Source organism: Piscirickettsia salmonis LF-89 = ATCC VR-1361 (assembly GCF_000297215.2).
Lineage (GTDB): Bacteria > Pseudomonadota > Gammaproteobacteria > Piscirickettsiales > Piscirickettsiaceae > Piscirickettsia > Piscirickettsia salmonis.
Genome location: NZ_AMFF02000020.1, coordinates 108,490 through 133,050 on the forward strand (window position 1 = coordinate 108,490; position 24,561 = coordinate 133,050).

Genomic DNA, 24,561 nt, shown 5'->3' on the forward strand with positions numbered 1-24,561 from the left:
GAGCACGCCCCGTTCTTCAACGCGGGAGAACAGCCTTGAAAGATTTATTGGGTATGGTAAAGCGTAGTGCACGCTTTGAAGATTTTGATGCAATTCGTATTGGCCTTGCATCCCCTGACATGATTCGTTCATGGTCTTATGGTGAAGTGAAAAAACCAGAGACTATTAACTATCGGACATTTAAGCCAGAACGTAATGGCTTATTCTGTGCAAAAATCTTTGGACCGATCAAAGATTATGAGTGCTTATGTGGTAAGTATAAGCGCTTAAAGCATCGTGGAGTGATCTGTGAGAAGTGTGGTGTTGAAGTTGCACCAACTAAAGTGCGTCGTGACCGCATGGGGCACGTTGATCTGGCCAGTCCAGTGGCGCATATTTGGTTCTTGCGTTCATTGCCATCGCGGATTGGTACATTGCTTGATATGACCTTGCGTGATATCGAGCGTGTACTTTATTTTGAAGCGTTTGTGGTGATCGAGCCAGGCATGACGGCGCTAGAAAAAGGCCAAATGCTGTCTGATGAAGAGTATTTAAATGCCTTAGAGCAGTACGGTGATGAATTTGATGCCCGCATGGGTGCAGAGGCCATTAAGATTATTCTAAAAGAATTAAATCTTGAGGCTGAAATTACTACGTTACGTGATGAGCTGCCAACGACCAACTCAGAAACACGGATTAAGAAGATCACCAAGCGGTTAAAATTATTAGAGGCTTTTGCTGCTTCTGGTAATAAACCGGAGTGGATGGTGATGGATGTGTTGCCGGTGTTGCCACCTGATTTGCGCCCATTGGTGCCCTTGGATGGCGGACGTTTTGCAACCTCTGACCTGAATGATTTATATCGTCGGGTGATTAACCGTAATAATCGCTTAAAGCGTTTATTAGAGCTTGCTGCACCGGATATCATTGTTCGCAATGAAAAGCGTATGTTGCAAGAGTCTGTGGATGCTCTTTTAGATAACGGTCGTCGTGGCCGTGCGATTACAGGCTCTAATCGTCGCGCGCTTAAATCACTTGCGGATATGATTAAAGGTAAACAAGGGCGTTTTCGTCAAAACCTTTTGGGTAAGCGTGTTGATTACTCTGGCCGTTCAGTGATTGTGGTTGGCCCGACTTTGCGCTTGCATCAATGTGGTTTGCCGAAAAAGATGGCGTTAGAGCTGTTTAAGCCGTTTATCTTCAGTAAGTTACAGTTCCGTGGCCTTGCGACGACGATTAAAGCGGCGAAAAAGCTAGTTGAAAAAGAAGCTGCTGAGGTCTGGGATGTTCTTGATGAAGTGATTCGTGAGCACCCGGTGTTGCTTAACCGCGCGCCAACTTTGCACCGCTTAGGTATTCAAGCGTTTGAACCGGTATTGATTGAAGGCAAGGCAATTCAGTTGCATCCATTGGTCTGTGCAGCGTATAACGCTGACTTTGATGGTGACCAAATGGCGGTGCATATTCCGTTGACGGTTGAAGCGCAGTTAGAAGCACGTGCCTTGATGATGTCGACGAATAATATCCTCTCGCCAGCATCTGGTGATCCGGTGATTGCACCTTCTCAAGACGTTGTCTTAGGTATTTATTATACAACGCGTGATCGGATCAATGCCAAAGGTGAAGGTATGGTCTTTGCTGATATTCAAGAAGCAGAGCGTGCCTATCAAGCTGGCGTTGCAGAATTGCATGCGCGCGTGAAGGTCCGTATTACTGATTTTGTCCGTGATGACAATAAAGAATTGATTAAACGTACTCAGCTGACAGAGACTACAGTGGGTCGTGCTTTATTGTTTACGATCGTGCCTGATGGCATTCCGTTTGATATGGTTAATAAAGCGATGGGTAAAAAACAAATCGCTGGCCTATTAGACGAGTGTTATCACAATGTGGGTTTAAAAGAGACGGTTGTTTTTGCTGATCAGCTGATGTATGCCGGTTTTCGCTATGCAACACGCTCGGGTGTTTCGGTTGGCATTGATGATATGGTGGTGCCTGAAGCGAAGACGGCGATTATTGATGAAGCTGAAGCGCAAGTGCGCGAGATTACTGAGCAATACGCGTCGGGCTTGGTCACTGCCGGTGAGCGCTACAATAAAGTGGTCGATATTTGGTCACGTACGAATGACAGTGTTAAGAAAGCAATGATGGAAAACCTGTCTAAAGATCAAGTGGTTGACGCTGAAGGTAATACGGTAGAGCAAGTCTCATTTAATTCTGTTTACATGATGGCAGACTCGGGTGCACGTGGTTCGCAAGATCAGATGCGTCAGTTGGCTGGTATGCGGGGCTTGATGGCAAAACCGGATGGTTCGATTATTGAAACGCCGATTATTGCTAATTTCCGTGAAGGTCTAAACGTACTGCAATACTTTATTTCCACTCACGGTGCACGTAAAGGTTTGGCCGATACCGCATTAAAAACAGCGAACTCTGGGTATCTTACCCGTCGTTTGGTGGACGTAGCACAAGATGTTGTCGTCACTGAAGTCGATTGTGGTACCGAAGAAGGCTTACTTATGACCCCGCTGATTGAAGGGGGGGATGTTGTCGTACCATTGGCGGATCGCTTAATTGGTCGCTCGTGTGCTAAAGATGTGATCTCACCGTCGGGTGAGGTGGTGCTTGAGAGAGGTACTTACCTGGATGAGCACGCGGTTAGACGTATTGATGAAGCGGGCGTTTATGAAGTTACTGTGCGCTCGCCAGTCATCTGCGAGACGCGCCGTGGTATCTGCTCAACCTGTTATGGTCGTGATTTAGCGCGTGGCCATCGCGTGAATTCAGGTGAGGCCGTGGGTGTAATTGCGGCGCAATCAATTGGTGAGCCAGGAACACAGTTGACGATGCGGACCTTCCATATCGGTGGTGCGGCATCACGTTCTTCGGCGGCGAATAACATTCAGGTTAAAAATAGCGGCTTTATCCGTTTTCACAATATTAAGAAAGTCGACCGTGTCGATGGTAAGTTGGTGACGATCTCACGTTCTGGGCAGATTGCTGTGGTTGATGAGCATGGCCGTGAGCGTGAGCAGTATAAATTGCCTTATGGTTCTGACTTAATGGTGGCAGATGGTGCAGCAGTCGATGCGGGCCAAATTGTTGCCAAGTGGGATCCGCACTCGCACCCAATTATCTCCGAGGTGAAAGGGCGTATTCGCTTTATTGATTTGCTCGATGGCGTATCGATGTCTCGTCAGGTTGATGAGATGACCGGGCTTTCAAGCATTGTAGTTGAAGATGCAAAGCGTTCAGGGGCGACAGGTAAAGAGCTTAGACCAATGGTGCGCTTGGTCGATGAGCGTGGTGATGATTTATGTATTCCAAATACGAATATTGCCGCCAGTTATAACCTGCCAACCGGTGCGGTCTTAAATCTTGAGAATGATGCCGAAATAGGTGTGGGTGATGTTATTGCCCGTATTCCGCAAGAAGGCTCGAAAACGCGTGATATTACGGGGGGTCTGCCGCGAGTGGCTGACTTGTTTGAGGCGCGGATTCCTAAAGAAGCGGCTGTATTGGCTGAAATTTCAGGGGTTGTTAACTTTGGTAAAGAGACTAAAGACAAACGCCGTTTGGTGATCACACCACCTGAGGGTGAAGCGTTTGAAATTTTAGTGCCAAAATGGCGGCCGCTGAATGTCTTTGAAGGTGAGCAGATTGAAAAAGGCGAGGTTCTCGTTGATGGTGAGCCTAGCTCACACGATATTTTACGCTTAAAAGGTGTGCGAGCGCTTGCAGATTATATCGTGAATGAGATTCAAGATGTTTATCGACTTCAGGGTGTAAAAATTAATGATAAGCACATTGAGGTGATCTTACGCCAAATGTTACGCAAGGTCATGGTGACCATGGCGGGCGATACTAAATTGCTCGTTGGCGAATTGGTTGAGGACTATCAGGCGCTTGAAGAAAATGAGCGCTTAGCAGATGACCAAGTGCCGGCACATTTCACGCCGATGTTACTGGGTATTACTAAAGCCTCGCTTTCGACCGAATCCTTTATCTCAGCCGCATCTTTCCAAGAGACGACGCGTGTCTTGACTGAAGCGGCTGTGACAGGAAAACGTGATGACCTACGTGGTCTGAAAGAAAATGTGATCGTTGGTCGACTGATTCCTGCGGGAACCGGCTTGGCGTATCACAAAGAGCGACGTCGTAATCGTCAATTGGGATCAGTGCAAGAGATTGTTGAAGTGAAGAAGCCAACGGCCGATGATGTACAAAGTGCGTTAAGTGAAGCCTTTAAAGCCTCTGATGCTTGATCATTACTTGGGTTTCGATTACAGTAGGCAGGCAAGTCTGTCTGTCTAAGTTCTTGGTTCTTGACAGTTATAGACAAGCTTTTTTATAATCACCCATCCGCTTTGTGCGGGTGAGTGGTTTTATTACATTTTAAAAAGGTTGATTTTGGGAGTTCTATTGAATGGCAACCGTTAATCAGCTCATTCGTAAACCGCGCCAACGTCAGGTAAAGAAGACTAATGTTCCTGCGTTGCAAGCATGCCCACAACGTCGTGGTGTGTGCACCCGTGTTTACACGACTACACCGAAGAAGCCAAACTCGGCTTTACGTAAAGTAGCACGTGTACGTTTGACGAATAGCTATGAAGTATCTGCATATATCGGTGGTGAAGGCCACAACTTACAAGAGCATAGTGTTGTATTAATCCGTGGTGGTCGTGTAAAAGACTTACCGGGTGTTCGTTATCACATTGTTCGTGGTGCTTTGGATACATCGGGTGTGAATGATCGTAAACAAGGTCGTTCTAAGTACGGTACTAAGCGTCCTAAGTCTTAATTACTAAATAATATATATTTAGACATTAAGGTTTAATTGAGTCTAGCTGTTTGAACGAAAGTAAAACAGTTATTTTTTAAACAGGTGATTGGGATAATAGTACAATGCCTAGAAGAAGAGTTGCGGCAAAACGTGAGATTTTGCCAGATCCTAAGTTCGGTAGTGAAATGCTGGCGAAGTTTGTCAATCATTTAATGATTGATGGTAAAAAATCAGTTGCTGAAAAAATTGTTTATGGTGCCATGGACGTTATTAATGAACGTCGTAAAGGTGAGAGCCCGCTTGAAGTGTTTGAAAAAGCACTGGATGCGGTTCGTCCTGCGGTTGAAGTGAAGTCACGCCGTGTTGGTGGTGCGACGTATCAGATTCCTGTTGAAGTGCGCCCAGCCCGTCGTACGGCTTTGTCTATGCGCTGGATTGTTGATGCATCACGTAAGCGTAGTGAGAAATCTATGGGGCTTCGTTTAGCGGGTGAGTTACTCGATGCTGTGGAAGGTCGTGGAACGGCTGTTAAAAAACGTGAAGATACGCATCGCATGGCTGAGGCTAACAAGGCGTTCTCACACTACCGTTGGTAATCGAGAGGAAAGATCGTGGCACGTACAACTTCTATCGATCGTTACCGTAATATTGGTATCTGCGCTCATGTTGACGCAGGTAAAACAACTACTACGGAACGTGTACTATTTTATACCGGCGTCTCTCACAAAATTGGTGAGGTGCATGATGGCGCTGCGACTATGGACTGGATGGAACAAGAGCAAGAGCGGGGTATTACTATTACTTCGGCTGCGACGACTTGTTTCTGGGCCGGTATGGACCAACAGTTCGATCAACACCGTGTAAATATCATTGATACTCCAGGACACGTTGACTTTACTATTGAAGTTGAACGTTCACTGCGTGTGCTCGATGGTGCGGTTGTTGTTTTCTGTGCAACTTCAGGCGTAGAACCTCAATCTGAGACGGTTTGGCGTCAAGCGAATAAATATGGTGTTCCACGTATTGTCTTTGTGAATAAGATGGACCGTGCGGGCGCTAACTTCTTGCGTGTGGTTGATCAGATTAAAGACCGTTTAGGTGCAGCTCCTGTGCCGATTCAGTTGCCGATTGGTGCTGAAGATGAGTTCGAAGGTGTGATTGACTTACTGCGCATGAAGGCAATTTACTGGAATGAAGCAGATAAAGGGATGACCTATGATCTGCGTGATATTCCAGAGCATATGCAAGACGAATGTCAGCAATGGCATGAGCAGATGGTAGAATCTGCTGCTGAAGCTTCTGAAGAATTGATGGAAAAATACCTTGAAGAAGGTGAGCTTTCTATCGAGGAAATTAAAGATGGTTTGCGTAAGCGTACTTTGAATAATGAGATTGTTTTATCATTATGTGGTTCGGCATTTAAGAACAAAGGTGTTCAAGCGATGTTGGATGCAGTGATTGAATACTTGCCATCACCGACTGATGTACCTGCTATTAAAGGTATTTTAGACGATGAGAGTGAAGGTGAGCGTCCTGCTGATGATAAGGCACCGTTCTCAGCGCTCGCATTTAAAATCGCAACGGATCCATTCGTGGGTACTTTAACGTTTATGCGTTGTTACTCGGGTGTGGTAAAAAGCGGTGACTCTGTTTTAAATACCGTGAAAGGCAAGCGTGAGCGTATCGGTCGTATCGTCCAGATGCATTCGAACTCACGCGAAGAGATTAAAGAAGTGCACGCTGGTGACATTGCTGCGGCAATTGGTCTTAAGGATGTGACGACTGGGGATACCTTGTGTGCGCAAGATGCACCGATTGTGCTTGAGCGTATGGAATTCCCAGAGCCGGTGATCTCGATTGCAATTGAGCCTAAATCAAAAGCTGATCAAGAAAAAATGGGCGTTGCCCTCGGTAAGTTAGCACAAGAAGATCCATCTTTCCGCGTGAAGACAGATGAAGAAACGGGACAGACGATTATCTCAGGTATGGGTGAACTTCACCTTGATATCTTAGTTGATCGCATGCGACGTGAATTTAATGTCGAAGCGAATGTGGGTAAACCTCAGGTTGCTTATCGTGAAGCGATTCGTGCACTAAGAGAGCAAGAAGGTAAGTTCGTACGCCAATCGGGTGGTCGTGGTCAATACGGTCATGTTTGGGTGCGTTTTGAGCCGCTTCAAAATGACAATGGTGAAGCTGAAGATGGTTTTGAGTTCGTTAATGAAATCGTTGGCGGCGTAATTCCACGTGAATACATCCCAGCCGTTGAGAAGGGCATTAAAGAGCAAATGGAAAACGGTGTGCTTGCCGGTTATCCATTGATTGGCCTAAAAGCCACTTTATACGATGGATCTTTCCACGATGTTGACTCGAGTGAGATGGCATTTAAGATCGCAGGTTCTATGGCGCTAAAACAAGGGGCTTTAAATGCAAATCCAGCATTGCTAGAGCCGATGATGAAAGTTGAAGTGGTCACACCTGAGGATTATATGGGTGATGTCGTCGGTGACTTGAATCGTCGTCGTGGTATCATTCAGAGCATGGATGAGAACCCTGCAGGCAAAGTGGTCACGGCAATGGTGCCTTTGGCGGAAATGTTTGGTTATGCAACTGACATGCGCTCTTTATCGCAAGGTCGTGCGTCGTACAGTATGCAGTTTGAAAAATATGCGGAAGCTCCAACTAATGTGGCTGAAGCGGTCATTAAAGAAAGAAAATCTTAATTTGTGTAACTAGAGGGGATTATTCTCATGGCAAAAGCAACCTTTGAACGTGGAAAGCCACACGTAAATGTTGGAACCATTGGCCACGTTGACCACGGTAAAACAACGTTGACTGCGGCAATCACTAAAGTTTTAACTGAAAAGTTTGGTGGCCAAGCGAAAGCATTTGATGAAATTGATAATGCACCTGAAGAAAAAGAGCGTGGTATTACTATTTCTACATCTCACGTAGAGTATGAAACAGAAAACCGTCACTACGCACACGTAGACTGCCCAGGACACGCTGACTATGTTAAAAACATGATCACTGGTGCTGCGCAAATGGACGGAGCAATCTTAGTTGTGAACGCAGCGGATGGTCCTATGCCACAAACGCGTGAGCACATCCTCTTAGGTCGTCAGGTGGGTGTTCCTTACATCATCGTTTTCTTGAATAAAGTGGACATGGTTGATGATGAAGAGTTATTAGAGCTTGTTGAAATGGAAGTTCGTGAGCTTCTTAGTGAATATGATTTCCCAGGCGATGATATTCCTGTGATTCAGGGTTCTGCGTTAAAAGCATTGGAAGGTGATACATCTGAAATCGGTGAAGCTGCGATCTTAAAGCTGGCTGAAGCGTTAGATACTTATATTCCTGAGCCAGAGCGTGATACTGATAAGCCATTTTTGATGCCTGTAGAGGATGTATTCTCTATTTCTGGTCGTGGCACAGTGGTTACAGGTCGTATCGAGCAAGGTATTGTGAACACAGGTGATGAAGTTGAGATCGTGGGTATTCGTGATACAACGAAAACGATTGTAACGGGTGTTGAAATGTTCCGTAAGCTTCTTGACGAAGGTCGTGCAGGTGATAACGTTGGTGCGTTGTTACGTGGTACGAAGCGTGAAGACGTAGAGCGTGGTCAAGTATTGGCTAAGCCTGGTTCTATCACTCCGCATACCAAGTTCGAAGCTGAAGTATATGTGTTAAATAAAGAAGAAGGTGGACGTCACACTCCATTCTTTAAAGGATATCGCCCACAGTTTTACTTCCGTACAACGGATGTGACGGGTGAAGTATTCTTGCCAGAAGGCGTAGAAATGGTCATGCCGGGTGACAACATTTCTATCACTGTTGAATTGATTGCTCCAATCGCAATGGATGATGGTTTACGCTTCGCGATTCGTGAAGGTGGCCGTACTGTTGGTTCTGGTGTAGTTGCTAAGGTCGTAGAGTAATAGAGAATGGCAAACCAAAGAATTCGCATTCGTTTGAAAGCGTTCGATCATCGTTTAATTGATCGATCTACTAGTGAAATCGTTGAAACTGCAAAGCGTACGGGCGCACAAGTGCGTGGTCCGATTCCTTTACCGACACGTAAAGAGCGCTTTACAATTTTGGTTTCTCCTCATGTTAATAAGGATGCGCGTGATCAGTACGAATTGCGTACTCATAAGCGCCTTGTTGATATTGTTGATCCAACAGATAAGACAGTCGATGCTTTGATGAAGCTAGATTTGGCTGCAGGTGTAGACGTTCAAATCAGTTTGGGTTAGAATGCCTGTTCTCGAGATGAATTGACCCATCCCTGCTTCTGCAGGGATGGGCGTTTTTCGAGTGTTGGAAATAATCAGCTCCGGTCAATCGAAATCGGGGTGGTGATAGAGGTAACAACGAAATGGCAATCGGATTAGTCGGTCGTAAGGCTGGGATGACACGTGTCTTTACTGAAGATGGTGCATCTATTCCTGTGACTGTGATTCAAATTGAGCCGAACCGTATTACTCAGGTGAAAGATCTTGAGCAGGACGGTTATCGTGCTATCCAAGTAACGACAGGTTCTCGTCGCGCTTCTCGCGTTAATAAGGCAGAAGCAGGGCACTTTGCAAAAGCAAAGACAGAAGCTGGTCGTGGTCTTTGGGAATTTTGCCTATCAGAGGCAAACAAAGAAGAATTTTCTGTAGGCCAAGAGCTTACGGTCTCTCTTTTTGAAGCAGGTCAGAAAGTTGACGTAGTCGGCACATCAAAAGGTAAAGGGTTTGCGGGTGTTATTAAGCGCCACAACTTCTCTATGCAAGATGCGACTCACGGTAACTCATTATCTCACCGCGCTCCAGGGTCTATTGGTCAAAACCAAACCCCAGGTCGTGTCTTTAAAGGCAAGAAAATGGCGGGTCATATGGGTGCTGAGCGTGTTACTGTTCAATCACAAGAGGTAGTTCGCGTTGATTTAGAGCGTGGCTTTGTCTTAGTGAAAGGCGGTGTGCCAGGTGCGCCTGGAAGTGATGTGATTGTTCAACCTGCGGCTAAGGCATAATTGAGAGGTAAGAGAATGGAACTACAAATTCGTGTTCCGGGTCAAGGCTCTCAAGGCAATGTCCAAGTATCTGAGGATACGTTTGGCCGTGAGTTTAATGAAGCATTGATCCATCAAGTTGTCACAGCATATATGGCAGCAGGTCGTCAAGGAACTAAAGCGCAAAAAACCCGCTCTGAAGTGCGTGGTGGTGGTGCTAAGCCTTGGCGTCAAAAAGGCACTGGTCGTGCCCGTGCGGGAACGATTCGTAGCCCGATCTGGCGGACAGGTGGGGTAACTTTTGCTGCGAAACCACGTGATTTTTCGCAAAAAGTCAACCGTAAAATGTACCGCGGAGCGATGCGCTCTATCTTGTCTGAGCTGGTTCGTCAAGATCGCTTAGTCATCGTTGAAACGTTAGCATTGTCTGCGCCAAAAACGAAAGAATTATCAAGTCTATTAAAAGAGTTGCAGTTAAACGATGTGTTAATTGTTTCTCATGATGTAGAAGAAAAACTTTACCTAGCAGCGCGTAACTTAAAGAATGTTGATGTGCGTGATGTCTCAGGCTTAGATCCTGTAAGTCTCGTTGCATTTGATAAAGTTCTGGTGACTGTTGATGCTCTCAAGCAAATTGAGGAGGCTTTCGCATGAACCAAGAGCGTTTATTAAAAGTTATTCGTGCGCCACACATTTCTGAGAAGGCGGCCAATGTTGCTGAGTCTTCGCAGGTTGTGTTTAAAGTCGCAACTGATGCAACTAAGCTAGAAATTAAGCGGGCTGTTGAAACGCTTTTTAAAGTTAAAGTCAATGGTGTTACTACGGTTAATGTCAAAGGCAAAACAACACAGCGTGGCGGTAAAGTATCCGGTCGTCGTAAAGACTGGAAAAAAGCGTATGTCACTTTGCAAGATGGCCAAGAGCTAGATTTGCTCGGTGCGAAGTAGGGGAGTATTAGGTCATGGCAGTGATAAAATCAAAACCAACTTCTCCAGGTCGTCGTTTTGTTGTTAAAGTGGTTAATCCTGAGTTGCACAAAGGTGCACCTCATGCGCCGCTTCTGGTGAAGAAAAGTAAAAGTGGTGGTCGTAATAATAACGGTCGCATTACCGTTCGCCATATCGGTGGTGGACATCGTCAACATATTCGTATTGTTGACTTTAAGCGTAATAAAGACGGTGTTTCTGCGAAAGTTGAGCGTTTAGAGTATGATCCAGGTCGTAGTGCACATATCGCACTGATCTTGTTTACCGATGGTGAGCGTCGTTATATTCTAGCGCCGAAAGGCTTAAAAGCAGGTGATCCTGTTGTTAGTGGTGAAGAATCGCCGATTAAAGTAGGTAATTGTTTGCCTATTCGTAATATTCCATTAGGTTCGGTGATTCATAATATTGAGTTGAAGCCTGGTAAAGGTGGTCAAATGGCTCGCAGTGCAGGAACGTCTGCACAGCTGGTGGCTCGTGAGGGTCGTTATGCAACTTTGCGCTTACGCTCAGGTGAAATGCGCAAGGTGCTGGTTGAGTGCCGTGCGACGATTGGTGAAGTATGCAACTCAGAGCATAACTTGCGTTCATTAGGTAAAGCAGGTGCTAAGCGTTGGCGTGGTGTTCGTCCAACCGTTCGCGGTGTGGCAATGAACCCGGTAGATCACCCACACGGTGGTGGTGAAGGTCGTACGTCTGGTGGTCGTCACCCTGTCACTCCGTGGGGTGTGCCTACGAAAGGTAAGAAGACTCGCCGTAATAAGCGTACGGACAAGTTCATTGTTCGTCGTCGTAATAAGTAAGTTGGAGGAGTAACTCGTGCCACGTTCATTGAAAAAAGGGCCTTTTGTTGATCTCCACTTGATTAAAAAAGTGGAATCAGCTGCTGCTTCTAACAGTAAGCGACCTATTAAGACTTGGTCTCGCCGTTCTATGATTCTTCCAGATATGGTTGGCTTGACGATTGCGATTCATAATGGTCGCCAGCATGTCCCTGTGTATGTCACAGATCAGATGGTTGGGCATAAGCTAGGTGAGTTTGCGCCTACGCGTGCTTACCGTGGTCATGCCGCTGATAAGAAAGCGAAGAGGTAAAGGTGATGGAAGCAGTCGCTAAATTAAAATACGCGCGTGTATCACCGCAGAAAGTAAGATTAGTTGTTGACCAGATTCGCGGTTTACCTGTAAACCGTGCTTTGGACATCTTGACGTTTAGCAATAAGCAAGTCGCTCAAGATGTGAAAAAAGTCCTCGAGTCTGCAATCGCGAATGCTGAACATAACGAAGGTGCTGATGTTGATGAGTTGAAAGTGTCCAAAGCTTTCGTCGACGAAGGTCCACGTTTGAAGCGTATGCGTGCTCGTGCTAAAGGCCGTGTTAACATTATCGTGAAACGTACCTGCCATATTACGGTTCAGGTCGCCGATTGCTAGGAGAGAGACTCCATGGGTCAGAAGGTTCATCCTACCGGGATTCGTCTTGGTATTGTTAAAGATTGGACTTCAAAATGGTATGCAGATTCACGAACTTATGCGGATAAGCTGTATAGCGATATTCAAGTTCGTGACTTCTTGAAAAAGAAGCTTGCTAATGCAGCAGTCAGCCGCATTCAGATTGAACGTCCTGCGCAAAATGCGCGTATTGTCATTCACACTGCCCGTCCAGGCATCGTCATTGGTAAAAAAGGTGAAGATGTTGAGGCATTGCGTGCAGAAGTGACAAAAATGATGGGGATTCCTGTACATATCTCTATCGAAGAAGTGCGCAAGCCAGAAATTGATGCAACGTTGGTTGCTGCAAGTATTGCGCAACAGCTCGAACGTCGTGTGATGTTCCGTCGGGCGATGAAGCGTGCGGTACAAAATGCCATGCGCATCGGTGCAAAAGGGATTCGTGTTCAGGTTTCAGGCCGCTTAGGTGGTGCTGAGATTGCGCGTACTGAGCGCTACCTTGAAGGTAGCGTACCTTTGCATACGTTCCGTGCGGATGTAGATTACGGTACGGCCGAGGCATTAACGACTTACGGTATTATTGGTGTGAAAGTGTGGATATTCAAAGGTGAGATCTTAGGTCGCGTTGATGATTTAACTGCACTTTCTCTAGAAAAACCTGGGCAAAGACCTGCCGGAGGCGGCCGCAAGGCTAAATCTGGTAAGAAGCGTCCAGCCGCAGCGAAGTAGGGAGTAGTTAATTATGTTACAACCGAAACGTACCAAGTTCCGTAAGCAATTTAAAATGCGTAATCGTGGCATTGCAACGCGTGGTGCAGATGTTAGCTTTGGTGAGTTTGGCTTAAAAGCCACGGGTCGTGGTCGTATCACGGCACGCCAAATCGAAGCTGCACGTCGTGCGATCAACCGTCATGTGAAACGAAGTGGTAAGATCTGGATCAGAATTTTCCCTGATAAGCCAGTCTCTAAAAAGCCACTTGAGGTTCGTATGGGTAAAGGCAAGGGGAGTGTGGAGCTTTGGGTATCCCAAATCCAACCTGGCCGTGTCCTTTACGAAATTGAAGGGGTGCCTGAAGAGATTGCACGTGAAGCGTTTCGCTTAGCGGCTGCAAAACTTCCGGTATCAACAACCTTTGTGAAACGGACGGTAATGTAATGAAAGCGCAAGAATTGAAACAAAAAAGTACAAGTGAACTTCAAAGTGAGTTACTTGAACTTCTTCGTGAGCAGTTCAATCTTCGCATGCAGCATGGTTCTGGCCAATTGGCTCAGAATCATTTGCTGAAAAACGTGCGTCGTAATATTGCTCGAGTTAAAACCGTTCTTCATGAGAAGAAAAGAGCAGGTGCCGCATAATGAGCGAGAAAAAGATCGTCCGTATGATGACTGGCCGTGTGGTCAGCTCAAAGGGTGATAAATCAATCACTGTGCTAGTTGAACGTCAAGTTCGTCACGCCCTTTACGGTAAAGTAATGCGCCGTTCAACGAAGCTCCATGCTCATGACGAGACTAATCAATGTCAAGAAGGAGACATCGTCACTGTCCGTGAATGCCGTCCTCTTTCTAAAACGAAGACATGGATGCTGGTCTCAGTTGATGAGCGTGCCAATTAGAACAATGTAGTCTAAGTGTCTAGTGATTAAAAACTAGGGCTTTTTATTTTTACAGACGATGCTATAATGCACCCTTTGTTAGGGGTGCAGTTGTTGTATCTTTTTGTTTTGGAGAACAGCCATGATTCAGATGCAGACTGAGCTTCAAGTCGCTGATAATAGCGGCGCTCGTCGTGTTGAGTGTATCAAGGTGCTTGGCGGTTCCAAACGTCGCTACGCTGGTGTAGGCGATATTATTAAAGTAACCGTTAAAGAAGCAATCCCTCACGGGAAAGTTAAAAAAGGCCAAGTATTAAATGCCGTGGTCGTACGCACTAAGAAAGGTGTGCGTCGTTCAGATGGTTCTGTCATTCGTTTTGATGGCAATGCTGCTGTGCTATTAAATGCACAAGAGCAACCGATCGGTACACGTATTTTTGGCCCTGTCACTCGCGAGTTGCGTAATGAGAAGTTCATGCGAATTATCTCATTAGCACCTGAAGTACTGTAAACAGGAGCTTTAAATTCATGCGCAAAATTAAAAAAGGCGATGAAGTCATCGCGATTTCAGGAAAGAACAAAGGCCAGCGTGGCAAAGTTGTTCGTCTTTTGGAAGATCGCGTTGTAGTTGAAGGCTTGAATATTGCGAAAAAACACGTCAAGGCAAACCCGCAAGCGGGTGTTCAAGGTGGAATCGTTGACAAAGAAATGCCAATTCACATTTCTAATGTCATGCTATACAACTCGGACACTGGTAAAGGGGATCGCGTTGGCTTCCGTGGCGAAGGTCAGGAAAAAGTGCGTTATTTCAAGTCTAATAATGAAGTAGTTGATGCGTAAGGCTAGGTAGAAAAAATGGCCAGATTAAAACAGCACTACACTGATACTGTAGTGAATAAACTCAAGGAACAGTTTAATTACACGAGTGTAATGGCGGTTCCGCGTATCACTAAGATCACCTTAAATATGGGTGTAGGTGAAGCGATTGGTGATAAAAAAATAATCGAGCACGCCGTGTCTGACATGACTAAAATTGCAGGTCAGAAGCCTGTAGTGACGCGTGCACGTAAATCAATTGCAGGCTTTAAAGTTCGTGAAGGCTGGCCAATTGGCTGTAAAGTTACATTACGTGGCGAGCGTATGTACGAATTTTTAGAGCGTTTAGTGGATATTGCGATTCCTCGTATTCGTGATTTCCGTGGCTTAAGCCCTAAGTCCTTTGATGGTCGTGGTAACTACAGCATGGGAATTAAAGAGCAAATCGTCTTCCCAGAAATCGATTACGATAAAGTTGATAAGTTACGTGGAATGGATATTACCATTACAACGACTGCAAAATCGAATGAAGAAGGTCGAGCGCTGTTGCAAGCGTTTAACTTCCCATTAAGAAAAAACTAAGGGTGTAAGCTTATGGCTAAGGTTTGCATGATTCAGCGCGAAGAAAAGCGTACGCGTACTGTTGCGAAGTATGCTGAGAGACGTGTTGAATTAAAAGCAATTATCAATGATCTGAATGCTTCTGACGAAGAACGTTGGGATGCTCAGCAAAAATTACAGGCATTGCCTCGTAATGCGAGCCCTGTACGTCAACAACGTCGCTGTCGTATTACAGGTCGTCCACATGCTGTTTATCGTAAGTTTGGTCTTTGCCGTAATAAATTGCGTGAACACGCAATGTCCGGTGATGCTCCAGGATTACGAAAGGCAAGCTGGTAAGAATTGCGGCTCTAGGAGTAAATTACAAATGAGTATGCAAGATCCAGTTGCTGATATGTTAACACGTATCCGCAATGCGCAATCGGCTGAAAAAGAGACTGTTTCTATGGGCTCTGCTAAATTAAAAGTCGCTATTGCTAAAGTGCTAAAAGAGGAAGGTTTCGTTTTGGCTTATGATGTAAGTGAAGGCGCAAAACCTCAATTGACGATCACCTTGAAATATTTTGAAGGTAAAGCAGTTATTGAGCAAATCGAGCGTGTAAGCCGTCCAGGGTTACGTACGTACAAATCGGCTCAGGACTTACCTCAAGTCAATGGTGGTTACGGTATCGCGATCGTTTCAACTTCAAAAGGTGTGATGACAGCTAAGTCTGCGCGTGCACTGAATGAAGGTGGCGAAGTTCTGGCCTACGTAGCATAAGGGGTTAGAAGAATGTCACGAGTCGCAAAAAGTCCAATTAGGATCCCAAGTGGTGTAGAAGTCACGATTAAGGATCAACAGGTCAGTGTTAAAGGCCCGAAAGGTGCTTTAGCACGTGAATTAAATCATCTTGTTGCAATTGCGCATGAAGATAACGTTTTAACGTTTGCTCCTGCCAGTGAAGCATCCGGTGCATGGGCGCAAGCCGGTACTGCACGTGCGTTGCTTAATAATATGGTCACAGGCGTTAGCCAGGGTTTCGAGAAGAAACTTCAGTTGGTTGGTGTCGGTTATCGTGCTCAGGCCCAAGGTAAAACGTTGAACTTGACGCTCGGTTTTTCTCATCCAGTGAACTTTGCTGTTCCTGAGGGAATTACCATTGAGACGCCAAGCCAAACAGAAATTTTGGTCAAGGGCACTGACAAGCAAGTTGTCGGTCAAGTTGCAGCAAATATTCGTGGTTATCGTCCACCTGAGCCTTATAAAGGTAAGGGCGTCCGTTATGCGGATGAGACGATAGTCCTTAAAGAAGCTAAGAAGAAGTAGGGTAGCGGCATGGATAAGAAAACATCTCGTCTACGTCGTGCAGGCGGTACGCGTGCTCGGATTCGTGAGCAAGGCGTTAATCGCTTAAGCATTCACCGCACACCGCGCCACACTTATGCTCAAGTTATTGAAGCAACAAGTGGCCGCGTGTTGGCTGCGGCATCGACTTTAGACAAGTCGTATAAAGAAGTGGGCAAGCCAACGGGTAATGTGGCTGCAGCGAGTGAGATTGGTAAGCTCATTGCTGAGCGTGCTGTTGCTGCGGGCGTTACGCAAGTCGCGTTTGACCGCTCTGGTTTTAAATATCATGGTCGCGTTAAAGCGTTAGCGGATGCTGCACGTGCGAACGGTCTACAGTTTTAAGGGTTAGGTCATGGCAAAATTGGAAAAACAAGCTGATGGTTTACAAGAGAAGCTTGTAGACGTTAACCGGACAGCAAAAGTTGTAAAAGGCGGCCGCGTATTTGGTTTTTCTGCATTGACTGTTGTTGGTGATGGAAATGGCCGTGTCGGTTTTGGTCGTGGTAAGGCACGTGAAGTGCCCGTTGCGATTCAAAAAGCGATGGAAGCGGCACGTAAATCGATGGTTGAAGTTCCTTTGAAAGGCACAACCTTGCATTATGCAGTCAAAGCCCGTCATGGTGCATCGAAAGTGTATATGCAACCGGCGTCAGAGGGTACGGGTATCATTGCCGGTGGTGCGATGCGTGCAGTATTTGAGGTTGTAGGCGTACAGAACGTATTGGCAAAGTCGATTGGTTCGACGAATCCTGTTAACGTTATTCGTGCGACGATCAATGGGTTAAAGAGTATTTCATCGCCAGAAGATATTGCTGCTAAGCGCGGCAAATCGATTGGTGAGGTTGTGGGGTAACGGTGATGAGTAAAACATTAACTGTAACGCAAACTCGCAGCTCGATCGGCCGCTTACAACGTCATAAAGACTGCCTAAGAGGTTTGGGTCTGCGTCGCATGCACCATACGGTGACTGTGATCGATACTCCGTGTAATCGTGGCATGATCAATAAAGTTTCCTACATGCTTAAAGTTGAGGAGAACTAATCATGCGTTTGAACACATTAAAGCCTGCTGAGGGTGCAAAGCATGCGCCAAAGCGTGTAGGTCGTGGTACTGGGTCTGGTTTAGGTAAAACTGCTGGACGCGGTCACAAAGGTCAGAAAGCGCGCTCAGGTGGTTTTCATAAAGTCGGTTTTGAAGGTGGCCAGATGCCACTGCAACGCCGTTTGCCAAAATTTGGTTTTACGTCTCGTAAAGCTTTGGTGACCGAAGAAGTGCGTTTGCACGAGCTTGTAGGTATTGATGCTGAACTGATTGATTTATTGGCATTGAAAGCTGCGGGTGTGGTCCGTAAGAGCACGTTGGATGTGAAAGTGATTGCTTCAGGTGAGATCACCAAAGCAGTCAACCTTCGCGGCCTGCGTGTAACCAAAGGTGCACTTGCTGCGATTGAAGCGGCGGGTGGTAAAGTCGAGGCGTAGATGGCTAAATTTAGCGCTCCAGCACAGTTAAATAAGTCGGGCGGCTCAGGCCTGGCTGAGCTGCGCCGACGTTTATTTTTTCTATTGATTGCCATTGTGGTTTATCGCATTGGCTCTCATATTCCGGTGCCCGGAATCGATCCAAATAAGCTCGCTCAGTTCTTTAATAGCCAAGGAAAAACCATCCTTGGCTTATTTAATATGTTTTCAGGAGGAGCTCTACAGCGTCTTTCTGTGCTTGCTCTTGGGGTGATGCCCTATATTTCAGCATCGATCATCATTCAGTTGTTAACTGCGGTGGTACCCTCGCTAGAAGAGCTTAAGAAGGAAGGTGGAGAAGCCGGTCAGCGTAAAATTACCCAATATACTCGCTATGGCACACTTGCGCTTGCTTTATTGCAGTCGGTCGGGATTACAAAGTATATTATCAGCCAGGGGTTAGCAATAGACCCAGGGATGGTTTTCTTTGTAAGTTCTGTTGTGACTTTAGTTACAGGCACCATGTTTATTATGTGGCTCGGTGAGCAAATCACAGAACGTGGTATCGGCAATGGTATTTCTATGCTCATTTTTGCTGGTATTGTGGCTGGTTTGCCGAGTGCCTTAGGTCGAGCGTTTACAGCATCACGTGAAGGGGATCTGCCTTTACCTATTTTGCTATTAGTAGCTGTAGCAGTTGTAGCAGTGACTGCGTTTGTTGTCTTTATGGAACGGGCTCAACGTAAAATTACGGTGAATTATGCTAAGCGCCAGCAAGGTCGTCGTATGTTTGCGGCGCAAAGCTCGCATCTGCCATTAAAGATTAATATGGCAGGAGTGATTCCACCGATTTTTGCAAGCAGTATTTTGCTTTTTCCAGCAACCTTAAGCCAATGGTTCGGCCATGGTCCACATATGGGCTGGTTGAGTGACTTAGGTTTAATGTTAAGTCCTGGACAGCCGTTATATTTACTGTTATTCTGTGTCGCTGTTATATTTTTTGCGTTCTTTTATACTGCCTTGGTGTTTAATCCTCGGGATACCGCTGATAACTTGAAAAAATCAGGGGCCTTTATTCCAGGTATTCGCCCTGGTGAGAAAACGGCACGCTATATTGATGGAGTGATGACCCGCCTCACCTTAGTGGGAGCAATTTATGTTGCTGCGGTGTCATTGTTACCTGAGTTTTTCACTCTAGCTTGGAACGTACCGTTCTATTTTGGAGGGACCTCACTGCTGATCGTTGTGGTTGTTGTGATGGACTTTATTTCTCAGGTACAAGCACATTTGATGTCACGTCAATATGATTCGCTCCTGAAAAAAGCGAATTTAAAGGGGCGCTAAACTTGCGCCCTAGACTATGTTGAGTTTTAAACTCAATTAATATGGAGAGATGAACGATGAAAGTTCGTGCTTCTGTAAAACGTATGTGTCGTAATTGCAAGGTGATTCGCCGTGATCGCGTCGTACGTGTTATCTGTACTGATCCTAAACACAAGCAGCGTCAAGGCTAATTGTTTTCAAGGATCATTTTAAGCGCTACTCAGTGAAGCACTAATTCGGGTGATTTCACTATTACAAAGAGGCTAAATATATATTTAGCTTTTTTGTCATTAAAGAGTAGCGATAGGTTAGTCTCTTAGGTAGGAGTTTTGGAATGGCCCGTATAGCCGGCGTTAATATTCCAGTACAAAAACATGCCGAGATTGCATTAACATCAATCTTTGGTATTGGTCGACCACGCGCACAAAAAATTTGTATCGCAGCCGGTGTTAACCCAACAGCAAAAATCAGAAACTTATCTGAAGATGAAGTGGAAGCACTTCGTAAAGCCGTTGGCGAGCACACCACTGAAGGTGATTTGCGTCGTGAAATTTCCATGAACATCAAGCGCTTAATGGATTTAGGATGCTACCGTGGCTTGCGCCATCGTCGTAGTTTACCTCTTCGTGGCCAGCGTACTCGTACGAATGCTCGTACGCGTAAAGGTCCACGTCGTCCAATCACTAAGTAAGCTGTTAAGGTAGGAATTAAGTACTATGGCAAAGACAGCAGTGCGCGCTAAAAAGCGTGTGAAAAAGCAAGTTGTAGACGGAATGGCTCATGTTCATGCGTCTTTTAACAATACGATAGTAACGATCTCAGATCGCCAAGGGAATACCTTAGCGTGGGCAACCTCTGGAGGTTCAGGCTTCCGCGGTTCGCGTAAGAGCACACCATTTGCAGCTCAGGTTGCTGCAGAGCGTGCTGGTGAAGTCGCTCGCGAGTTCGGTATGAAGAATGTTGAAGTGTTTGTAAAAGGCCCTGGGCCAGGTCGTGAATCTGCGATTCGTGCACTGAATGCAAAAGGCTTCAAAATTACTAATATTACAGACGTGACGCCGATTCCGCATAATGGATGCCGTCCGCCTAAGAAACGTCGCGTGTAGGGGGAAGCTATGGGTAGATATATTGGACCTAAGTGCAAACTCGCACGTCGTGAAGGCACAGACCTTTTCTTAAAGAGTGGTGTTCGCGCACTAGACTCAAAATGTAAGGCAGAAACTGCACCGGGTCAACACGGCGCGCGCCGTGGCCGTTTATCGGATTATGGTGTGCAGTTACGTGAAAAGCAAAAAGTACGTCGTATTTATGGTTTGCTTGAAAAGCATTTCCGCCGTTATTATAAAGAAGCTGCACGTATTAAGGGTTCTACCGGTGAGAACTTATTGCAGCTATTAGAATCTCGTTTAGATAACGTTGTCTATCGCATGGGATTTGCATCAACACGTGCTGAAGCACGCCAGTTGGTGAGCCATAAGTCCATTCTTGTGAATGGTAAAGTGGTGAATATCCCATCTTACACAGTGTCACCTGAAGATGTTGTTTCTATTCGTGAACGTGCGAAAAAACAACTGCGAATTCAAGGAGCGCTTGAGTTAGCGAAGCAACGTGCTGATATCGCTTGGGTGGATGTTGATGCTGATAAGATGGAAGGTATCTTTAAAGCCATGCCAGAGCGTAGTGAGTTATCAGCTGATATTAACGAGCAGTTGATTGTCGAGCTGTACTCTAAGTAATCGCATTAAAGGGGCCGTTTCATGCAGGGTAACATCAATGAATTTTTAAAGCCGTGCTTGGTCGATGTACAAGATCTCGGTCGAAGCCGTTCGCGTTTGGTACTAGAGCCATTAGAGCGAGGTTTCGGGCATACCTTAGGGAATGCACTGCGCCGTATCTTATTATCATCGATTCAAGGTGCTGCTGTCGTTGAGGCTGAGATTGAAGGCGTTCTTCATGAATATACTTCGATAGAAGGTGTTCAAGAAGATGTCATCGAAATTTTGCTCAACCTCAAAGGATTAGCGCTAATTCTCCACGACTGCACTGAGGCAACGCTTACGCTTCACAAAAAAGGGGTCGGCCCTGTGCTTGCATCTGACATTCAGGATGATCCTCGTGTCGAGGTGACTAATCCTGATCATGTGATTGCAAACCTATCGAAAGATACTGAATTGACGATTCGCCTTCATGTTGCAACAGGTTGTGGCTATAAGCCAGCAACTTTGCGTAATACTGAAGAGGAGAGCCAGTCAGTGGGTCGTTTGCAATTAGATGCCTCGTTTAGTCCAGTGCGCCGTGTTGCTTACTCAGTAGAGCGCGCGCGTGTTGAACAGCGCACAGACCTCGATAAACTTGTGATTGATTTGGAAACCACAGGAACGATCGATCCTGAGGCTGCTATTCGTCGTGCGGCGATGATCTTGCAAGATCAACTCTCTTCGTTTGTAGAGCTTGATGTCACCAAGCAAGTGGAGCCCGCACGTAAAGAAGCTGAAGTGGATCCAATCCTGTTACGCCCAATTGATGATTTAGATCTAACGGTTCGTTCGATGAATTGCCTAAAAGCTGAAAATATTCGCTTTGTTGGTGATTTAATTCAACGGGCTGAGACAGATTTATTAAAGACACCAAACTTGGGTAAAAAATCATTGGCTGAAATTAAAGCAGTGCTTGCCACTCATGGCCTGGCTATGGGTACACCGCTTGAAAATTGGCCACCGCAAGGTCTTGAGTAAGCTCATGGCCTGCTTTGTTTATCCAGTTTAAGTTGAAGGAAATAAGCCATGCGTCATCGCAAAAGTGGTCGCCACCTCAACCGTAATAGTGCTCACCGTAAAGCCATGTTTAAAAACATGGCTGTATCTTTGATGCAAAATGAGGTGATCCGTACAACCTTGCCTAAAGCAAAAGAGTTGCGCGGTGTAGTTGAGCCATTAATTACTTTGGCTAAGAAAGAAGATAGTGTTGCTAATCGTCGTTTAGCTTTTTCACGCTTGCGTGATAAAGAAGCGACCAGCAAGTTGTTTACTGACCTAGCACCACGTTACAAGTCACGTCCTGGTGGTTATGTGCGTGTATTAAAGTGCGGTTTTCGTCAAGGTGACAATGCGCCAATGGCCATTGTTGAGTTGGTTGATCGTGCTGTTGCTGAAACGCCAGAAGAGAACTCTGACGGCGAATAAGTCAGCGCCCTGAAAAAACCGAGCCATGTGCTCGGTTTTTTTTATCTTTGATTAATTAAGCGCGGTTAATTAAAGTAAAAATTTAGTTTGGGATGTTGTATTAATGCTCAAGCCAGATCGCCATTTTTATCCATTGATTGTTTTACTTACCTTGTTAACGGCTCTTGCGCCTTTATCTGTCGATTTTTATATTCCTTCACTTCCTGATATTGCCACATCCTTTCAGACTACCGCTGTGGCCGCCCAGCTTACTTTAAGTAGTTTTATGCTAGGCTTTGCTTTTTCTATGTTTATTGCGGGCCCTTTAGCTGATATTTTCGGTCGTCGCCCGGTTATGCTCGGTAGTTTATCGGCTTATTTAATTACGAGTACGATTGTTTTTTTTGCGCCGAATATTGAGCTAATGATTATCGCACGGTTTTTTCAGGGCTTATTGGGTTGTTACTGTACTGCTTTATCACGAGCAATGGCTAAAGATGCTTATAGTGGGCAGCAAGAAATTAAAGCGGTAGCATTAATTTCAGGCAGTGTTGCTGTGGCGCCTGCAGTTGCACCTTTGTTAGGCGGTTTTATTCAGACTTATTTTAGTTGGCATGTGATATTTTTTACCATGATTTTATTTGGTGCGTTGGCCTTGCTATTAAGTTATTTTTTACTGCCAGAAACTTGCTTAGAAAAAAAGAAAAACATCAGTATTAAGTATATGCTGCACTCTTATTGCCAGGTTATTCTTGATTTAAATTATCTGCGCTATAATCTGCTGGCTTCTTTTGCTTTTGCTGGATTTTTCGTTTTTGTGACTGGTTCATCTTTTATTTTAATAGAGAGTTGGCATATTTCACCGGGCATCTATAGTATTATTTTCTCGTTTATTATTTTTGGTTATATGGCAGGTAGTTATAGCAGTCCTTATTTTTCTAGATTGCTTTCTAAGTCTGGTGCGATTTACTTAGGAATATTTCTGCAATGTTTAGGTGTTTTAATTATTGTTTTTTCATCATTATTACTTGATAAAAATTTAATTGGATTTATTTCTGGCATGTTTTTTTATGAACTGGGTATTGGCCTATTCATTTCGCCGGCACAAGTGAAAGCTTTATCGTATATTAAAGAAAATATTGGTTTGGCTGCGAGCTTGTTATTTTTTGGTGAGATTGGTTTGGCTTTTTTAGCAAGCTCATTAACCGCTCATGTTTCGCATATTACGGCATGGCCTTTAGGTCTATTAATGTTAGGCTGTGTTGTATTGGGATTATTTGTATTTTTTGGTTTAGGATTAATTCAGGTTAAATTAGAGCAGGTAAAGAAACTTAAAAAATTTAAAGCGGAGAGACATTATGAAGCAAGATGATTTAAAACAGCAAGTGGCTTTAAAAGCCTTAGAGTATGTCAAGCCTGGTATGTGGGTAGGTGTGGGTACGGGATCAACGGCTAATTTTTTTATTGATAGTCTAGCTGCGATTAAAAATCAAATTGAAGGAACTGTGGCCAGTTCTGAGGAAAGTGCAAAGCGCTTAAAAGCCCATGGCATTCCTGTGATGGATTTAAACTCAGCAGGTGAGCTTGATCTTTATATCGATGGTGCTGATGAAGTCACTGAATTTAAACATATGATTAAAGGTGGTGGCGCAGCATTAACACGGGAAAAAATCGTAGCAAGTGCATCTAAACAATTTATTTGTATCGTTGATGAAAGTAAAAAAGTGCCTTTTTTAGGAAAGTTTCCATTGCCGGTTGAGGTGATTCCAATGGCACGTTCTTATATTGCACGTGAATTGGTAAAACTCGGTGGCCGCCCTGTCTATCGAGAAGGTGTGGTAACGGATAATGGCAATATCATTTTAGATGTGCATGACTTGCAAATTAATGAACCAAATAAGCTAGAGTCACAGATCAATCAACTTGCCGGCGTAGTGTGTAATGGTATTTTTGCAGCACAAGCCGCTGATGTGGTATTGATGGGCACCTCTGATCGAGGTGTTATTTCATTTTGATTTTAAATTAATATGATATCAATTTTTATCTGGATTATTTTAGTTAATTTATTGAATTATAATTATTAATTCAGATAAATTTTTACTACAATTAAGTGTAAAACTCCAGATATG

35 protein-coding genes are annotated in these 24,561 nt (G+C 45.1%); all 35 read left to right on the forward strand.

Going from position 1 to position 24,561, the window contains the following annotated elements; genetic code table 11:
• The first annotated feature begins 35 nt into the window (after positions 1-35).
• The 35 genes from rpoC to rpiA all read left to right on the forward strand — a co-directional run bounded on the left by rpoC (position 36) and on the right by rpiA (position 24,447).
• Entirely contained in the window at positions 36-4,244 is a 4,209-nt protein-coding gene (gene rpoC, locus C200_RS02770; RefSeq protein ID WP_033923655.1) for a DNA-directed RNA polymerase subunit beta', read from the forward strand.
• Positions 4,245-4,405: 161 nt separating this feature from the next.
• Complete coding sequence (rpsL, locus tag C200_RS02775; RefSeq protein ID WP_016209765.1) at positions 4,406-4,780, forward strand: 30S ribosomal protein S12; 375 nt, start codon at positions 4,406-4,408, stop codon at positions 4,778-4,780.
• 104 nt (positions 4,781-4,884) lie between these two features.
• On the forward strand, positions 4,885-5,358 hold the full coding sequence (gene rpsG, locus C200_RS02780) for a 30S ribosomal protein S7 (protein ID WP_016209732.1): 474 nt from the start codon (positions 4,885-4,887) through the stop codon (positions 5,356-5,358).
• Between the two features lie 15 nt (positions 5,359-5,373).
• Entirely contained in the window at positions 5,374-7,485 is a 2,112-nt protein-coding gene (gene fusA / locus C200_RS02785) for an elongation factor G (RefSeq protein WP_032126260.1), read from the forward strand.
• A gap of 27 nt (positions 7,486-7,512) precedes the next feature.
• Positions 7,513-8,703: an elongation factor Tu gene (gene tuf, locus C200_RS02790; protein ID WP_016209759.1), complete on the forward strand. Its 1,191-nt coding sequence runs from the start codon at positions 7,513-7,515 to the stop codon at positions 8,701-8,703.
• Between the two features lie 6 nt (positions 8,704-8,709).
• Positions 8,710-9,021, forward strand: coding sequence for a 30S ribosomal protein S10 (gene rpsJ / locus C200_RS02795; RefSeq protein WP_016209760.1), 312 nt, complete (start codon positions 8,710-8,712; stop codon positions 9,019-9,021).
• 122 nt (positions 9,022-9,143) lie between these two features.
• Positions 9,144-9,782, forward strand: a complete 639-nt coding sequence (gene rplC / locus C200_RS02800) for a 50S ribosomal protein L3 (protein WP_016209762.1) — start codon at positions 9,144-9,146, stop codon at positions 9,780-9,782.
• Positions 9,783-9,797: 15 nt separating this feature from the next.
• The gene (gene rplD, locus C200_RS02805) at positions 9,798-10,415 is read left to right on the forward strand and encodes a 50S ribosomal protein L4 (RefSeq protein ID WP_016209735.1); all 618 of its coding nucleotides are present in this window, start codon (positions 9,798-9,800) and stop codon (positions 10,413-10,415) included.
• Positions 10,412-10,708, forward strand: a complete 297-nt coding sequence (gene rplW / locus C200_RS02810; RefSeq protein ID WP_016209744.1) for a 50S ribosomal protein L23 — start codon at positions 10,412-10,414, stop codon at positions 10,706-10,708. Before rplD ends, rplW begins: the two co-directional genes overlap by 4 nt.
• 14 nt (positions 10,709-10,722) lie before the next feature.
• Positions 10,723-11,547: a 50S ribosomal protein L2 gene (gene rplB / locus C200_RS02815; RefSeq protein ID WP_016209743.1), complete on the forward strand. Its 825-nt coding sequence runs from the start codon at positions 10,723-10,725 to the stop codon at positions 11,545-11,547.
• A 16-nt stretch (positions 11,548-11,563) separates the two neighbouring features.
• Positions 11,564-11,839 carry a 30S ribosomal protein S19 gene (rpsS, locus tag C200_RS02820; protein WP_017378032.1) on the forward strand — a complete coding sequence of 92 codons (276 nt, stop codon included), beginning with the start codon at positions 11,564-11,566 and terminating at the stop codon, positions 11,837-11,839.
• Positions 11,840-11,844: 5 nt separating this feature from the next.
• Positions 11,845-12,177, forward strand: a complete 333-nt coding sequence (gene rplV, locus C200_RS02825) for a 50S ribosomal protein L22 (RefSeq protein ID WP_016209755.1) — start codon at positions 11,845-11,847, stop codon at positions 12,175-12,177.
• A gap of 12 nt (positions 12,178-12,189) precedes the next feature.
• Positions 12,190-12,924 (forward strand): 30S ribosomal protein S3, encoded by a 735-nt coding sequence (gene rpsC, locus C200_RS02830; RefSeq protein ID WP_016209737.1) that lies wholly within the window; start codon positions 12,190-12,192, stop codon positions 12,922-12,924.
• 13 nt (positions 12,925-12,937) lie between these two features.
• A complete protein-coding gene (gene rplP / locus C200_RS02835) occupies positions 12,938-13,351 on the forward strand; it encodes a 50S ribosomal protein L16 (RefSeq protein WP_016209733.1) in 414 nt (137 codons plus the stop codon).
• Complete coding sequence (rpmC, locus tag C200_RS02840; RefSeq protein WP_016209750.1) at positions 13,351-13,551, forward strand: 50S ribosomal protein L29; 201 nt, start codon at positions 13,351-13,353, stop codon at positions 13,549-13,551. Before rplP ends, rpmC begins: the two co-directional genes overlap by 1 nt.
• Positions 13,551-13,808 carry a 30S ribosomal protein S17 gene (gene rpsQ / locus C200_RS02845; RefSeq protein ID WP_032126259.1) on the forward strand — a complete coding sequence of 86 codons (258 nt, stop codon included), beginning with the start codon at positions 13,551-13,553 and terminating at the stop codon, positions 13,806-13,808. The genes rpmC and rpsQ overlap by 1 nt, the downstream gene beginning before the upstream one ends.
• A gap of 121 nt (positions 13,809-13,929) precedes the next feature.
• Positions 13,930-14,298 carry a 50S ribosomal protein L14 gene (gene rplN, locus C200_RS02850; RefSeq protein WP_017378028.1) on the forward strand — a complete coding sequence of 123 codons (369 nt, stop codon included), beginning with the start codon at positions 13,930-13,932 and terminating at the stop codon, positions 14,296-14,298.
• 17 nt (positions 14,299-14,315) lie between these two features.
• Entirely contained in the window at positions 14,316-14,627 is a 312-nt protein-coding gene (gene rplX / locus C200_RS02855) for a 50S ribosomal protein L24 (protein ID WP_016209734.1), read from the forward strand.
• 15 nt (positions 14,628-14,642) lie between these two features.
• Complete coding sequence (rplE, locus tag C200_RS02860) at positions 14,643-15,185, forward strand: 50S ribosomal protein L5 (RefSeq protein ID WP_016209761.1); 543 nt, start codon at positions 14,643-14,645, stop codon at positions 15,183-15,185.
• Between the two features lie 12 nt (positions 15,186-15,197).
• Entirely contained in the window at positions 15,198-15,503 is a 306-nt protein-coding gene (gene rpsN, locus C200_RS02865; protein WP_026063699.1) for a 30S ribosomal protein S14, read from the forward strand.
• 28 nt (positions 15,504-15,531) lie between these two features.
• The gene (gene rpsH, locus C200_RS02870) at positions 15,532-15,924 is read left to right on the forward strand and encodes a 30S ribosomal protein S8 (protein WP_016209763.1); all 393 of its coding nucleotides are present in this window, start codon (positions 15,532-15,534) and stop codon (positions 15,922-15,924) included.
• Positions 15,925-15,936: 12 nt separating this feature from the next.
• Entirely contained in the window at positions 15,937-16,470 is a 534-nt protein-coding gene (rplF, locus tag C200_RS02875; RefSeq protein ID WP_016209766.1) for a 50S ribosomal protein L6, read from the forward strand.
• A gap of 9 nt (positions 16,471-16,479) precedes the next feature.
• Positions 16,480-16,833, forward strand: a complete 354-nt coding sequence (gene rplR, locus C200_RS02880) for a 50S ribosomal protein L18 (protein ID WP_016209757.1) — start codon at positions 16,480-16,482, stop codon at positions 16,831-16,833.
• Between the two features lie 10 nt (positions 16,834-16,843).
• The gene (gene rpsE / locus C200_RS02885; protein ID WP_016209764.1) at positions 16,844-17,344 is read left to right on the forward strand and encodes a 30S ribosomal protein S5; all 501 of its coding nucleotides are present in this window, start codon (positions 16,844-16,846) and stop codon (positions 17,342-17,344) included.
• Positions 17,345-17,349: 5 nt separating this feature from the next.
• Positions 17,350-17,532, forward strand: coding sequence for a 50S ribosomal protein L30 (gene rpmD, locus C200_RS02890; RefSeq protein WP_017378024.1), 183 nt, complete (start codon positions 17,350-17,352; stop codon positions 17,530-17,532).
• A 2-nt stretch (positions 17,533-17,534) separates the two neighbouring features.
• The gene (gene rplO, locus C200_RS02895) at positions 17,535-17,969 is read left to right on the forward strand and encodes a 50S ribosomal protein L15 (RefSeq protein WP_016209748.1); all 435 of its coding nucleotides are present in this window, start codon (positions 17,535-17,537) and stop codon (positions 17,967-17,969) included.
• Positions 17,970-19,292 (forward strand): preprotein translocase subunit SecY, encoded by a 1,323-nt coding sequence (gene secY, locus C200_RS02900; RefSeq protein ID WP_016209749.1) that lies wholly within the window; start codon positions 17,970-17,972, stop codon positions 19,290-19,292. It abuts the gene before it with no gap.
• A gap of 56 nt (positions 19,293-19,348) precedes the next feature.
• A complete protein-coding gene (gene rpmJ / locus C200_RS14730; protein WP_016209752.1) occupies positions 19,349-19,462 on the forward strand; it encodes a 50S ribosomal protein L36 in 114 nt (37 codons plus the stop codon).
• Between the two features lie 143 nt (positions 19,463-19,605).
• Complete coding sequence (gene rpsM / locus C200_RS02905; protein WP_016209745.1) at positions 19,606-19,962, forward strand: 30S ribosomal protein S13; 357 nt, start codon at positions 19,606-19,608, stop codon at positions 19,960-19,962.
• A 25-nt stretch (positions 19,963-19,987) separates the two neighbouring features.
• Complete coding sequence (rpsK, locus tag C200_RS02910; RefSeq protein ID WP_016209730.1) at positions 19,988-20,377, forward strand: 30S ribosomal protein S11; 390 nt, start codon at positions 19,988-19,990, stop codon at positions 20,375-20,377.
• Positions 20,378-20,386: 9 nt separating this feature from the next.
• Complete coding sequence (gene rpsD, locus C200_RS02915) at positions 20,387-21,007, forward strand: 30S ribosomal protein S4 (RefSeq protein ID WP_016209728.1); 621 nt, start codon at positions 20,387-20,389, stop codon at positions 21,005-21,007.
• Between the two features lie 21 nt (positions 21,008-21,028).
• On the forward strand, positions 21,029-22,006 hold the full coding sequence (locus tag C200_RS02920) for a DNA-directed RNA polymerase subunit alpha (protein ID WP_016209739.1): 978 nt from the start codon (positions 21,029-21,031) through the stop codon (positions 22,004-22,006).
• A gap of 48 nt (positions 22,007-22,054) precedes the next feature.
• Entirely contained in the window at positions 22,055-22,453 is a 399-nt protein-coding gene (gene rplQ / locus C200_RS02925) for a 50S ribosomal protein L17 (RefSeq protein WP_016209740.1), read from the forward strand.
• Between the two features lie 103 nt (positions 22,454-22,556).
• Positions 22,557-23,804, forward strand: coding sequence for a multidrug effflux MFS transporter (locus C200_RS02930; RefSeq protein WP_016209738.1), 1,248 nt, complete (start codon positions 22,557-22,559; stop codon positions 23,802-23,804).
• A complete protein-coding gene (gene rpiA, locus C200_RS02935; RefSeq protein ID WP_016209729.1) occupies positions 23,791-24,447 on the forward strand; it encodes a ribose-5-phosphate isomerase RpiA in 657 nt (218 codons plus the stop codon). The genes C200_RS02930 and rpiA overlap by 14 nt, the downstream gene beginning before the upstream one ends.
• Positions 24,448-24,561: the final 114 nt, after the last annotated feature.

Coding starts and splice junctions, on each gene's coding strand:
- rpsL (WP_016209765.1), top strand. CDS start 4,406: ATGGCAACCGTTAATCAGCTCATTCGTAAACCGCGCCAACGTCAGGTA.
- rpsG (WP_016209732.1), top strand. CDS start 4,885: ATGCCTAGAAGAAGAGTTGCGGCAAAACGTGAGATTTTGCCAGATCCT.
- tuf (WP_016209759.1), top strand. CDS start 7,513: ATGGCAAAAGCAACCTTTGAACGTGGAAAGCCACACGTAAATGTTGGA.
- rpsJ (WP_016209760.1), top strand. CDS start 8,710: ATGGCAAACCAAAGAATTCGCATTCGTTTGAAAGCGTTCGATCATCGT.
- rplC (WP_016209762.1), top strand. CDS start 9,144: ATGGCAATCGGATTAGTCGGTCGTAAGGCTGGGATGACACGTGTCTTT.
- rplD (WP_016209735.1), top strand. CDS start 9,798: ATGGAACTACAAATTCGTGTTCCGGGTCAAGGCTCTCAAGGCAATGTC.
- rplW (WP_016209744.1), top strand. CDS start 10,412: ATGAACCAAGAGCGTTTATTAAAAGTTATTCGTGCGCCACACATTTCT.
- rplB (WP_016209743.1), top strand. CDS start 10,723: ATGGCAGTGATAAAATCAAAACCAACTTCTCCAGGTCGTCGTTTTGTT.
- rplV (WP_016209755.1), top strand. CDS start 11,845: ATGGAAGCAGTCGCTAAATTAAAATACGCGCGTGTATCACCGCAGAAA.
- rpsC (WP_016209737.1), top strand. CDS start 12,190: ATGGGTCAGAAGGTTCATCCTACCGGGATTCGTCTTGGTATTGTTAAA.
- rplP (WP_016209733.1), top strand. CDS start 12,938: ATGTTACAACCGAAACGTACCAAGTTCCGTAAGCAATTTAAAATGCGT.
- rpmC (WP_016209750.1), top strand. CDS start 13,351: ATGAAAGCGCAAGAATTGAAACAAAAAAGTACAAGTGAACTTCAAAGT.
- rpsQ (WP_032126259.1), top strand. CDS start 13,551: ATGAGCGAGAAAAAGATCGTCCGTATGATGACTGGCCGTGTGGTCAGC.
- rplN (WP_017378028.1), top strand. CDS start 13,930: ATGATTCAGATGCAGACTGAGCTTCAAGTCGCTGATAATAGCGGCGCT.
- rplX (WP_016209734.1), top strand. CDS start 14,316: ATGCGCAAAATTAAAAAAGGCGATGAAGTCATCGCGATTTCAGGAAAG.
- rplE (WP_016209761.1), top strand. CDS start 14,643: ATGGCCAGATTAAAACAGCACTACACTGATACTGTAGTGAATAAACTC.
- rpsN (WP_026063699.1), top strand. CDS start 15,198: ATGGCTAAGGTTTGCATGATTCAGCGCGAAGAAAAGCGTACGCGTACT.
- rpsH (WP_016209763.1), top strand. CDS start 15,532: ATGAGTATGCAAGATCCAGTTGCTGATATGTTAACACGTATCCGCAAT.
- rplF (WP_016209766.1), top strand. CDS start 15,937: ATGTCACGAGTCGCAAAAAGTCCAATTAGGATCCCAAGTGGTGTAGAA.
- rplR (WP_016209757.1), top strand. CDS start 16,480: ATGGATAAGAAAACATCTCGTCTACGTCGTGCAGGCGGTACGCGTGCT.
- rpsE (WP_016209764.1), top strand. CDS start 16,844: ATGGCAAAATTGGAAAAACAAGCTGATGGTTTACAAGAGAAGCTTGTA.
- rpmD (WP_017378024.1), top strand. CDS start 17,350: ATGAGTAAAACATTAACTGTAACGCAAACTCGCAGCTCGATCGGCCGC.
- rplO (WP_016209748.1), top strand. CDS start 17,535: ATGCGTTTGAACACATTAAAGCCTGCTGAGGGTGCAAAGCATGCGCCA.
- secY (WP_016209749.1), top strand. CDS start 17,970: ATGGCTAAATTTAGCGCTCCAGCACAGTTAAATAAGTCGGGCGGCTCA.
- rpmJ (WP_016209752.1), top strand. CDS start 19,349: ATGAAAGTTCGTGCTTCTGTAAAACGTATGTGTCGTAATTGCAAGGTG.
- rpsM (WP_016209745.1), top strand. CDS start 19,606: ATGGCCCGTATAGCCGGCGTTAATATTCCAGTACAAAAACATGCCGAG.
- rpsK (WP_016209730.1), top strand. CDS start 19,988: ATGGCAAAGACAGCAGTGCGCGCTAAAAAGCGTGTGAAAAAGCAAGTT.
- rpsD (WP_016209728.1), top strand. CDS start 20,387: ATGGGTAGATATATTGGACCTAAGTGCAAACTCGCACGTCGTGAAGGC.
- C200_RS02920 (WP_016209739.1), top strand. CDS start 21,029: ATGCAGGGTAACATCAATGAATTTTTAAAGCCGTGCTTGGTCGATGTA.
- rplQ (WP_016209740.1), top strand. CDS start 22,055: ATGCGTCATCGCAAAAGTGGTCGCCACCTCAACCGTAATAGTGCTCAC.
- C200_RS02930 (WP_016209738.1), top strand. CDS start 22,557: ATGCTCAAGCCAGATCGCCATTTTTATCCATTGATTGTTTTACTTACC.
- rpiA (WP_016209729.1), top strand. CDS start 23,791: ATGAAGCAAGATGATTTAAAACAGCAAGTGGCTTTAAAAGCCTTAGAG.